The organism is Pseudomonas sp. DW-iso3 (genome assembly GCF_058725305.1).
This window is the reverse complement of the sequence record NZ_JBZXDZ010000004.1, coordinates 611677-621798: the sequence shown is the minus strand read 5'-3', so window position 1 is coordinate 621798 and position 10122 is coordinate 611677. Positions and strand designations below refer to the sequence as shown.

The following is a 10122-nucleotide window of genomic DNA, read 5'->3' as shown; positions in this document are numbered from 1 at the left end:
ACTTCTTCGAAACCCGTGTGATCGAGTACCAGACCGGCGGCGCGCTGAGCTGGGACTAACGTGTAGGAGCTGGCTTGCCGGCGATGGCGATCATGCGGGCGCCATCGCCGGCAAGCCGGCTCCTACAGGTTTGGTGTTGATACCCGTTAAATAGTTTTTATGCCCAATCAAACCATCAAGACGCCCTGCGTCGGCTTGTGTTCCACCGTTTACGGGGACTTGGTCTGCCGGGGCTGCAAGCGTTATCACCATGAAGTGATCCAGTGGAACGGCTACAACGCCGACGAGAAACAGGCGGTGTGGCTGCGCCTGGAGCAATTGCTGGTGCAGGTGATGGCCAGCAAGCTGGAGGTGTTTGATGCGCACCTGCTGCGTCAGCAACTGGAGAACCGCAAGATCCGTTTCGTCCCGCACCAGTCACCGTATTGCTGGGCGTACCAGCTGATTGCACGGGGTGCGCGGGTGATTTCCAAGCTGGATGCGTATGGGCTGGCATTGCTGCCAGAGTTTCGCGAACGCAGCCTGGCGGATCTTCGGGATGCGATTGACCGGGAGTTTTTCCTGCTGTCAGAGGCGCATTACGAGCGGTACATCGCCCCAGGTTTCCTGAAGGAAACGTTTGGCCCCGCCCTGATCGCCACGCTCTGAAAAACACGGTGGGAGCCGGCTTGCCGGCGATGGCGACCTTACGGACGCCATCGCCGGCAAGCCGGGCTTTTACGGGTTCAGGCGTTCCAGGAAGCGTCGCGTTCCGCCTGCAGGCCGTAGCGCTCAATCGCCTGCTGACACACTTGCGGCGCCAGGCTGCCCTGCTCCGCCAACGCCGTCAGCGCTGCCAGCACCAGGTGATGGCGATCCACCTCAAAAAAATCCCGCAGCGCCGCCCGCGTATCGCTGCGTCCAAAGCCGTCCGTACCCAGTACGGTGTAGCGGGAACCCAAGTAAGAGCCAATCATCTGCGGCACTGCCCGCACATAGTCGGACACCGCAATCACCGGCGCGCCGTGGGGCAAGCATTCATTCACATGGCTGACCCGCGCCACTGCCTGCGGATGCAAGCGGTTCCATCGTTCCACCTCCCGCGCATCCCGCGCCAGCTCGCTGAAACTGGTGACGCTGAACACCTCGCTCGCCACCTGCCAATCGTCCGCCAGCAACTGTGCCGCTGCCTGGGCTTCGCGCACCAGCGTGCCCGACCCGAGCAGGCGCACCTGGGCACCGGCCGCGCCTTGCAGGCGATACATGCCCTTGATGATCGCCGCTTCAACCCCTTCCGGCAGGCTCGGCTGCGGATAGTTTTCGTTCATCAGGGTCACGTAGTAGAACTCGTCCACATCCTGCTCCAGCATCTGGCGCATGCCGTGATCGAGGATCACCGCGAATTCCCCGGCGAACGCCGGGTCGTAGGCACGGCAATTGGGCACGGTGGCAGCGGTGAGGTGGCTGCTGCCGTCCTGGTGCTGCAAGCCTTCGCCCCCCAGGGTGGTGCGTCCGGCGGTGGCACCCAGCAGGAAGCCACGGGCGCGTTGGTCGGCGGCCGCCCAGATCAGGTCGCCAACGCGCTGGAAGCCGAACATCGAGTAATAGATGTAGAACGGCAACATGCGCAGGCCATGCACCGAATAGCTGGTCGCCGCCGCGACCCAGGAACTGATGGCGCTGGCCTCACTGATACCTTCCTCCAGGATCTGCCCGTCGGTGGCTTCGCGGTAGCTGAGGATCGAGCCAATGTCCTCAGGCTCGTAGCGTTGACCGACGCTTGAATAAATACCGATCTGCTTGAACAGGTTGGCCATGCCGAATGTCCGCGCTTCATCGGCCACGATAGGCACGATACGTGGGCCCAGGGCCTTATCCTTGAGCAGGTTGGTCAACATGCGCACGAAGGCCATGGTGGTGGACATTTCCTTGCCGTCGGCGGCCGTCGCGAAGCCGGCGTATGCCGAAACCGCCGGCACGCCGACCGGGGTGGCGCCCTGACTGCGACGGGGCACGTAGCCGCCCAACGCAGTGCGGCGCTGGTGCAGATAGCGCAACTCCAGGCTGTCCTCGGCCGGTTTGAAGAAGCTCAGTGATTCGGTCTGTTCATCGGTCAGCGGCAACTGGAAGCGATTGCGGAAGGCGATCAACGCATCACGGTCCAACTTCTTCTGCTGGTGAGTGGTCATCTTGCCCTGCCCGGCCTCGCCCATGCCGAAGCCTTTCTTGGTCTGGGCCAGAATCACCGTGGGTTTGCCTTTGACCCGACGTGCGGCGTGATAGGCCGCGTGGATCTTGACCATGTCGTGGCCGCCACGCTTGAGACGGTCGATCTGCTCATCGCTCATGCCCTCGACCAGCCGGGCCAGGGATTCGCTCTGGCCGAAGAAGTGTTCACGGTTGTAGGCACCGTCCTTGGCGGCGAAGGTCTGGAATTGACCGTCGACGGTGTTGGACAAGGTGTTGACCAGCGAACCGTCAGCGTCATTGGCCAGCAACGCATCCCAGTCCGAGCCCCACACCAGCTTGATCACGTTCCAGCCCGCGCCGGCGAACAAGGCTTCCAGCTCATCGATGATTCGCCCATTGCCGCGCACTGGGCCGTCGAGGCGTTGCAGGTTGCAGTTGACCACCCAGGTCAAGTTGTCCAGGCCTTCGCGGGCGGCCAGGGTCAGGGCCGACATGCTTTCCGGCTCGTCCATCTCGCCATCGCCGAAAACGCCCCAAACGTGGCGGTCGCGGGTGTCCTGCAAGTTGCGATGCTGCAAGTAGCGCATGAAACGCGCCTGGAAGATCGAACTGATGGGGCCGATGCCCATGGATCCGGTGGGAAACTGCCAGAAGTCCGGCATCAACCACGGGTGCGGGTAGCTGGACAGGCCGCGTGCGCCATGCGCGGACCCGCCTATTTCCTGTCGATAGTGGGCCAGGTCGTGCTCGCTCAAGCGCCCTTCAAGGAACGCCCGCGCGTAGATGCCCGGCGCGGAATGCGGCTGATAGAACACCAGGTCGCCGCCAAACCCTTCGTTGCGCGCGCGGAAAAAGTGGTTGAAACCCACTTCGAACAAGTCCGCCGCACTGGCGTAGCTGGCGATATGGCCACCCAGTTCGCCATAGGCCTGGTTGGCGCGCACCACCATGGCCAAGGCGTTCCAGCGTACCAGCGAGGCCAAACGTTCTTCGGTAGCAAGGTCGCCGGGGAATGCCGGTTGCTGCGCCACGCTGATGCTATTGATATAGGGCGTGCCGTGGCGGGGTTTCCAGTCGATGTGCGCAGCACTGGCGTCTTGAGCCAGCACGTCGAGGATCTGGCGCGCCCGCACGGGGCCGGCGTGGGTGACCAGGGAAGCCAGGGCGTCGCGCCACTCATCCAACTCTTGCTGGTCAATCACCGCATTCGTGAAACCGTTCATGGGCACCTCCGGCGTTTTTTTCCAGTTTATGTCGGTGCTGGAGGATTTTTTGCCTGTTATCAGGCGTTCACCGTTGAATTTTGAGCATGAATCACTCCCAGGCTTCGTTTTACCAGCACGTTATGCTCCAGCAGGACGAAAGCCCGCAATTGTGTTTAAAATGCCGCCCGCTCAACGACCGACGCTTAACGATGACCCCAGACGTACTCGCCACCCTGCACACTCACCTGCTCACCGCCCTGGCGAACCCACCGGCTGAAACCCGCCGCCTGTTCCACGGCCGTGGCCGCTGCTGGCCGGGCCTGGAGCAACTGACGGTGGACTGGTTGCAAGGCGTGCTGTTGGTGGCGTTGTTCAAGGAGCCGGACGCTGCACAACTGGACGCCCTGAAACAGCTGCTGCAAACCGAGTTCGGTACGTACACCGTCGCCCTGCAACACCGCTACCTGCCGCAAAGCACCACTGAATGGCTGGCGGGTAACCCTGTCGACGAGCTGACCATTACTGAAGGCGGTCTGCGCTACCTGATCGACCTGGGTAAAAAACAGAACAGCGGGCTGTTCCTCGACATGCGCTACGGCCGCAACTGGGTGCGCGAGCAGGCCAAGGGCCAGCGCGTGCTCAACCTGTTTGCCTATACCTGCGGGTTTTCCGTGGCGGCCATCGAAGGTGGCGCGGACCACGTAGTGAACCTGGACATGGCGCGTGGTGCCTTGAGCCGTGGCCGTGACAACCATCGCCTGAATGGTCATGACCTGAGCAGAGTCAGTTTCCTGGGCCACGACCTGTTCAAGTCCTGGGCCAAAGTCACCCATAGCGGCCCCTATGACCTGGTGATCATCGACCCACCCTCGTTCCAGAAAGGCAGTTTCCTGCTGACCAAGGACTACCAGCGCGTGCTGCGCCGCCTGCCGGACCTGCTTACACCACAAGGCACTGTATTGGCTTGCATGAACGATCCGGCCTTTGGTGAAGACTTCCTGATCGACGGTGTCACCCGCGAGGCTCCGGGCCTGCGTTTTGTTGAACGGCTACAAAACCCGCCGGAATTTCCTGACATTGATGTGCAAAGTGGCTTAAAGGCGCTGGTGTTCCGCCAGGGCTGATGCCGAAACGTCCTACGCTTGCTACGCTAAGTGATACGCCGGGGTGGTGAACCTTCTTACCCCCTTCCCGGTCGATACCTGCATTCCCCGGCCAGACTCGACGGCGTCACGTTGTCGGCTGCCCCGTTTCACCTTTTGGAGAACCGCCCGTGATATCGACCCTGCATGTAGCCAGACTCAAAGCCTGGGGCGCCCACGGCTTTACCGCCACCGGTGTGGTATTGGCCTTTCTGGCTACCCTGGCGCTGCTGGAAAACTCACCCAAGGCCTGCCTGTTGTGGCTGGGCCTGGCATTGGTGGTGGACGGTGTCGACGGTTCACTGGCGCGACGCGTGAATGTCAGCACGGTTTTGCCGAGCTTCGACGGTTCGGTGCTCGACCTGGTGATCGATTACCTCACCTACGTATTCATTCCAGCGTTGTTCATCTACCGCTACATCGACCTGCCGGACTTCACCCACCTGTTTGCGGTGTCGGTGATCCTGGTGTCGTCGCTGTTCTGCTTCTGCAACGTCAACATGAAAAGCAAGGACAACTACTTCGTGGGCTTCCCCGCCGCGTGGAATGTGGTGGCCTTGTGCGTCTATATCATCCAGCCGGAAGCCTGGGTCACCTTGCTGACGGTGATCGGCCTGGCCCTGCTGACCGTGACGCCGATGAAATTCCTGCACCCGTTCCGGGTGAAGCGTTTCATGCCGATCAATATCGCGGTGACCACGATCTGGCTGCTGTGCAGCTTTTTGATGGTGGTGGATTACCCGAATACCAACCCGTGGACGTTCGGGCTGTGGTCGTTAATGTCGGCTTACTTCCTGGGGATTTGTATCTGGCGCACGGCGCTGGAATGGATCGAAAAACGTCACGGTTGATCGCAGTTGAAGATGTGGGAGCGGGCTTGCTCGCGAATGCTGAGTGTCAGTCGGTACATCGGGTACTGATACACCGCATTGGCGAGCAAGCCCGCTCCCACATTTGGATTGCGTCTAGCTGGCGAGTAAGATGGCGGCCTTTCGCTTAGCGCCCTGCCAATCATAAGCCCAGCCCATGCCCTTCGAACTCAGCGTAGACCTCACCACCCTCGCCATCCTGGCCGTTGTCGCCTTTATCGCCGGCTTCATCGACGCCATCGCTGGCGGTGGCGGTTTGCTCACCACCCCTGCGCTGCTCACCGCCGGTATGCCACCGCACTTGGTGCTGGGCACCAACAAGCTCAGTTCCACCTTCGGCTCGGCCACCGCCAGCTTCACCTTTTATCGCCGCAAGCTGTTCCATCCGCGCCAGTGGGTGCATGCCATCGTCGGCACGCTGGTCGGCGCCCTCACCGGCGCCGTAGTCGCCCACTACCTGCCCGCCGAAACCCTGAACAAGATGCTGCCGGTGATCGTGTTCGCCTGTGGCGTGTACCTGCTGTTTGGCGGCACGCCCAAGGCGCCGCTGGACGCCGATGCGCCGATCAAGAAGAAATGGCAATCCACCCAGGGCTTCAGCCTGGGCTTCTACGACGGCGTGGCCGGCCCCGGAACCGGGGCGTTCTGGACCGTGAGCACGATGCTGCTGCACCCCATCGACCTGGTGAAAGCCAGCGGCGTGGCGCGCAGCATGAACTTCGTCAGCAACGCGGCGGCGCTGACGGTGTTTATCATCAACGGCTCGGTGGACTGGATCGTCGGCCTGGCCATGGGCATCTCGGTAATGTGCGGCGCGTTCTTTGGCGCACGCAGCGCGATCAGCGGCGGCGCCAAATTCATTCGCCCGGTGTTTATCACCGTGGTCCTTGGCCTGACAGTGCGCCTAGCCTGGCAGCACTGGTTCAGCGTGGCCTAGTCGACGGGCCAGGTAGAGGTCGATCAAGTAACGCGCAATCGAGCGAGAGGCCGGCAACGGCGGCAGGTCGTGGATGTTGAACCACTGCGCGTCCTCGATTTCGTCCGCCTGGGGCACGATGTCACCACCGGCGTACTCGGCATGGAAGCCCAGCATCATCGAATGAGGGAACGGCCAGCATTGGCTGCCCATGTACTGGATATTCTTGACCTCTACCTGCACTTCTTCGCGTACCTCGCGGATCAGACAGTCTTCGGCCGACTCGCCCGGCTCGGCAAAACCCGCCAGCGTGCTGTACACCCCCGTGACAAAACGTGGCGAACGCGCCAGCAGGATCTCGTCGCCACGGGTCACCAGCACGATCATGCTCGGCGAGATCCGTGGGTAGCTGCGCAAGTCGCAGGCCTCGCAATACATCGCCCGCTCGCGTGGCACCTGGACCATGGCCTGGCCGCAACGCCCACAAAACCTGTGTTCACGCGCCCAGGTACCGATCTGTGCCGCATACCCCAGCACTTTGTAAAGCGTGTGGTCGCCTTGCAGCATGAAGCCGCGCAGACCCTGCCAGCCGCAGCCCGGTACTTCAGCAGGGGCATCGAGTTCCAGCAGGTACACCGGTTCGCCATCAAGGTGGCCAATGCCGTGTTCGGCGAACACCGAGAGGTCCTGGCGCTTGAGCCACTCCCGGGGAAACAAGGGGCCATTGGTGTCGTGTAAAAAGCCCTCGCGGCTGCGGGCGACGGCCCAGCCACCGGGGGTGTCGTTGTCCAGCAACGTTGTGGTAATCCAGCCTGGGGTCATGTCAGTCAATCCACGAATTCGGGTTTCTGCTTACTCATGTGGGCCGCGATGGCCACGCGCAGGTCGTTGGATTGCAACATAGCCGCGTTCCAGGTGGCAACGTATTCCAGACCATCATTGACTGTATGGTCACGCATGTAGCTGATCATGGCCTTGGTGCCGGTGACGGCTATCGGCGACTTGACGGCGATTTCATGGGCGATTTCCATGACGCCGGCCAACAGGCTGTCCTGATCGGGATAGACGCGATTGACCAGGCCGATGCTGCGCGCCTCTTCAGCGCCAAACTGGCGGCCCGTGTAGGCAAGTTCGCGCAGCATGCCGTCGCCGATGATGCGCGGCAGGCGCTGCAAGGTGCCGACGTCGGCGGCCATGCCAATGTCGATTTCCTTGATGGAAAATTGCGCGCCCTCGGCGGCGTAGCGCATGTCGCAGGCGCTGATCAGGTCGATGGCGCCGCCGATGCAGTAACCCTGGACCGCCGCCAGCACCGGCTTGCGGCAGTTATCGACGGCATTGAACGAGGCTTGCAGTTCAAGGATCTTGCGGCGCAGCAGGCGCGCATTGCGGCCCACGTCCTTGCCGAACTCGTTGGCCACCGAGGCCAGCATCATCAGGTCGATGCCGGAGGAAAAATGCTTGCCTGCACCGCTAAGCACCACGGCGCGCACGGCGTCGGTGTCCTCGATCCATTGGAAGATGTCGATGATCTCGGTCCAGAACGCGGCGTTCATCGCGTTGATCTTTTCCGGGCGGTTGATCTGCACATGGGCAACGTTGCCGATGAGTTCGACGACAAAAGCGTGGTATTCGGACATGGCAGTGATCCCTGACTGGCGAGTGATAAGGCCCGAACTATAACAAGGGAACGTCACGGCACATCGGCCAAAAACGGGACAGGCCAATGTGATGGAATGTTGTGAGTGATCACTTCATGCAGCACCGATACATTTCACCCAAGGCGGCCGATTTATCGGCTATACAATCAGGGCCATTGCCTGGAGCCGCCTATGCCGACTACGTTTCGCTCAACCTTGATCCTGGCCCTGGTGGTCGTATTGACCGGTATCGGTGCCGGGTTGGGCGGGATGCTGCTGGCATTGCTCCTGCACGGTATTCAGCACCTGGCCTACGGCTATAGTCTCGACAGCCTGGTCAGCCATGAAACGTTCTTGCTGGGCGTCACGGCGGCTGCGCCCGAGCGGCGTCTGCTGGTGCTGGTGGTGTGCGGCCTGGTGGCGGGATTGGGCTGGTGGGCAATTTATCGCTATGGCCGGCCGCTGGTGAGCATCAAGCAAGCTGTCGCGGAAAAGATGCCGATCATGCCGCCCAAGACCACCCTCGCCCACGCCGTGCTGCAGATCATCACCGTGGCGCTGGGTTCGCCGCTGGGCCGTGAAGTGGCACCGCGGGAAATCGGGGCATTGGCCGCCACCTGGTTATCCCAGCGGGCGCGACTCGACCCACAGATGCATCGCCTGCTCGTCGCCTGCGGCGCCGGGGCGGGTCTGGCGGCGGTCTACAACGTGCCGCTGGGTGGCGCGGTGTTTGTGCTGGAAGTACTGGTGGGCGCATTCAGTTGGCCAGCGGCGGTGATTGCGCTGGCGACCTCGGCGATTGCGGCCTCGGTGGCGTGGATCGGTCTGGGCGCGCAATTACAATATGAGGTCCCGAACTTCGTATTGAGCCCTGATTTGATCGCTTGGGCGGTGGTTTGCGGCCCGGTATTCGGCGTGGCTGCGTACGCTTTCACCCAGCTCACCGGCAAGGCGCGGGCACAGGCTGCAAGAGGCTGGCGCTTGCCGGTGCTGGCATTGATCAACTTCACCATCATCGGCGGCTTGGCGATGGTATTGCCGCAAATCCTCGGCAATGGCAAAGGCCCTGCGCAGTTGGGTTTCGACAACGAGTTAAGCATCGGCCTGGCGGCTTTATTGCTGGTGGTCAAAGTGCTGATCACCATCAGCAGCCTGCGCGCCGGGGCCGAAGGCGGCTTGCTTACCCCCGGCCTCGCCAATGGCGCCTTACTGGCAATCATCCTCGGCGGCGCCTGGAGCCTGGCGTGGCCCGGCGTTCCCTTGGGCGCGTTTGCGATCATCGGTGCGGCGGCATTCCTGGCCGCCAGCATGAGCATGCCGTTGACCGCGATTGTGCTGGTGGCGGAGTTCACCCGAATCGACCATGACTTCCTGGTACCGATCATCCTGGCCGTGGTGGGTTCGATGTGTATGAGCAAGCTGTGCCAACGGCGCTGGTAAAAACGCTGCAAAATGCTGGATAAAACCCGGCACACACGCCATCCTTCGCGCTTTAGGCCGCCCCATTCGCGGCGCTCGACGTTTAAAGGATATGCCCATGCACGCCCAACCCCTCACCCCTGCCGAATTCGAGTTCATCGAAAACACCCTGCTCAAGTACGGCGACGACCATTCGGTGCTGAACCTGGCCGAACTCGACGGCTACTTCACCGCCTTGGTGTCCAGCCCGGCGCAGGTGGATGTGGCTGAGTGGTTCCCGGCGATCTGGGGCGGCCAGAACCCGGAGTGGGACAACATGGATGAAGCGCAAAGCTTCCTCGAACTGTGCGTGCGCCACATCAACACCCTGGCAAGCCAACTGGCCACCGATGCCCAGGGCTTCAAGGCTCGCTTCGACGAAACCGAACACCAGGGCCAGAACGTGACCCTGGCCGAAGAATGGTGTTTTGGCTACATCCGCGGCGCGGCCATCGGCAACTGGCCGGCACTGCCGGCAGAACAGGCAGCACTGCTGGAAAAAATCTCCTGGTGCGCCGAACAGGACAACTTCGAACTGCCCACCGACCTGGACGTGCAAGCACACCAGCAACGCGTCAGCGAACTCGAACCGGCAGCACGAGCACTGCACGCGTATTGGTTGGCGAAGCGGTAAAGGACTGCTGGGCGTATCAGAGGGAGCGAGGCGCCTGCATCGCAGGCACGCCAGTTCCCACATACACCGAGTAAATATCAGCGGCCACG

The 10122-nt window shown here is 61.9% G+C and carries 9 protein-coding genes; 6 read left to right on the top strand and 3 right to left on the bottom strand.

Annotation, left to right across the window (positions count from 1 at the left end; all coding sequences use genetic code 11):
- Window positions 1–159: 159 nt before the first annotated feature.
- Window positions 160–648, top strand: coding sequence for a DUF1289 domain-containing protein (locus AC4PS7_RS14845; protein ID WP_047543223.1), 489 nt, complete (start codon window positions 160–162; stop codon window positions 646–648).
- A 77-nt stretch (window positions 649–725) separates the two neighbouring features.
- Here the strand turns inward: AC4PS7_RS14845 and mdeB are convergent, their stop codons facing one another.
- Complete coding sequence (gene mdeB, locus AC4PS7_RS14840) at window positions 726–3392, bottom strand: alpha-ketoglutarate dehydrogenase (protein WP_010210696.1); 2667 nt, start codon at window positions 3390–3392, stop codon at window positions 726–728.
- Window positions 3393–3583: 191 nt separating this feature from the next.
- Between mdeB and AC4PS7_RS14835 the strand changes: the two genes are divergently transcribed.
- The 3 genes from AC4PS7_RS14835 (at window position 3584) to AC4PS7_RS14825 (ending at window position 6322) form a co-directional block, all read left to right on the top strand.
- Window positions 3584–4498, top strand: coding sequence for a class I SAM-dependent methyltransferase (locus AC4PS7_RS14835; protein WP_021491745.1), 915 nt, complete (start codon window positions 3584–3586; stop codon window positions 4496–4498).
- 149 nt (window positions 4499–4647) lie between these two features.
- Window positions 4648–5367, top strand: coding sequence for a phosphatidylcholine synthase (gene pcsA, locus AC4PS7_RS14830; RefSeq protein ID WP_010210698.1), 720 nt, complete (start codon window positions 4648–4650; stop codon window positions 5365–5367).
- 175 nt (window positions 5368–5542) lie between these two features.
- Window positions 5543–6322, top strand: coding sequence for a TSUP family transporter (locus AC4PS7_RS14825; RefSeq protein WP_044287071.1), 780 nt, complete (start codon window positions 5543–5545; stop codon window positions 6320–6322).
- On the opposite strand, the gene nudC is transcribed toward AC4PS7_RS14825, so the two are convergent.
- A complete protein-coding gene (gene nudC, locus AC4PS7_RS14820; protein WP_137206270.1) occupies window positions 6290–7123 on the bottom strand; it encodes an NAD(+) diphosphatase in 834 nt (277 codons plus the stop codon). The two genes, AC4PS7_RS14825 and nudC, sit on opposite strands and share 33 nt — an antisense overlap.
- Before the next feature lie 5 nt (window positions 7124–7128).
- Window positions 7129–7941, bottom strand: coding sequence for a crotonase/enoyl-CoA hydratase family protein (locus AC4PS7_RS14815; RefSeq protein ID WP_137206272.1), 813 nt, complete (start codon window positions 7939–7941; stop codon window positions 7129–7131).
- 192 nt (window positions 7942–8133) lie between these two features.
- Between AC4PS7_RS14815 and AC4PS7_RS14810 the strand changes: the two genes are divergently transcribed.
- Both AC4PS7_RS14810 and AC4PS7_RS14805 read left to right on the top strand, forming a co-directional pair.
- The gene (locus AC4PS7_RS14810; protein ID WP_431479879.1) at window positions 8134–9381 is read left to right on the top strand and encodes a chloride channel protein; all 1248 of its coding nucleotides are present in this window, start codon (window positions 8134–8136) and stop codon (window positions 9379–9381) included.
- A 97-nt stretch (window positions 9382–9478) separates the two neighbouring features.
- Complete coding sequence (locus tag AC4PS7_RS14805; protein ID WP_021491749.1) at window positions 9479–10033, top strand: UPF0149 family protein; 555 nt, start codon at window positions 9479–9481, stop codon at window positions 10031–10033.
- The last annotated feature ends 89 nt before the right edge of the window (window positions 10034–10122 follow it).

What these genes read in the sequence shown, in the direction of transcription:
- AC4PS7_RS14825 (WP_044287071.1), top strand. Translation starts at nt 5,543, where the DNA reads ATGCCCTTCGAACTCAGCGTAGACCTCACCACCCTCGCCATCCTGGCC.
- nudC (WP_137206270.1), bottom strand. Translation starts at nt 7,123, where the DNA reads ATGACCCCAGGCTGGATTACCACAACGTTGCTGGACAACGACACCCCC.
- mdeB (WP_010210696.1), bottom strand. Translation starts at nt 3,392, where the DNA reads ATGAACGGTTTCACGAATGCGGTGATTGACCAGCAAGAGTTGGATGAG.
- AC4PS7_RS14845 (WP_047543223.1), top strand. Translation starts at nt 160, where the DNA reads ATGCCCAATCAAACCATCAAGACGCCCTGCGTCGGCTTGTGTTCCACC.
- AC4PS7_RS14810 (WP_431479879.1), top strand. Translation starts at nt 8,134, where the DNA reads ATGCCGACTACGTTTCGCTCAACCTTGATCCTGGCCCTGGTGGTCGTA.
- AC4PS7_RS14835 (WP_021491745.1), top strand. Translation starts at nt 3,584, where the DNA reads ATGACCCCAGACGTACTCGCCACCCTGCACACTCACCTGCTCACCGCC.
- AC4PS7_RS14805 (WP_021491749.1), top strand. Translation starts at nt 9,479, where the DNA reads ATGCACGCCCAACCCCTCACCCCTGCCGAATTCGAGTTCATCGAAAAC.
- AC4PS7_RS14815 (WP_137206272.1), bottom strand. Translation starts at nt 7,941, where the DNA reads ATGTCCGAATACCACGCTTTTGTCGTCGAACTCATCGGCAACGTTGCC.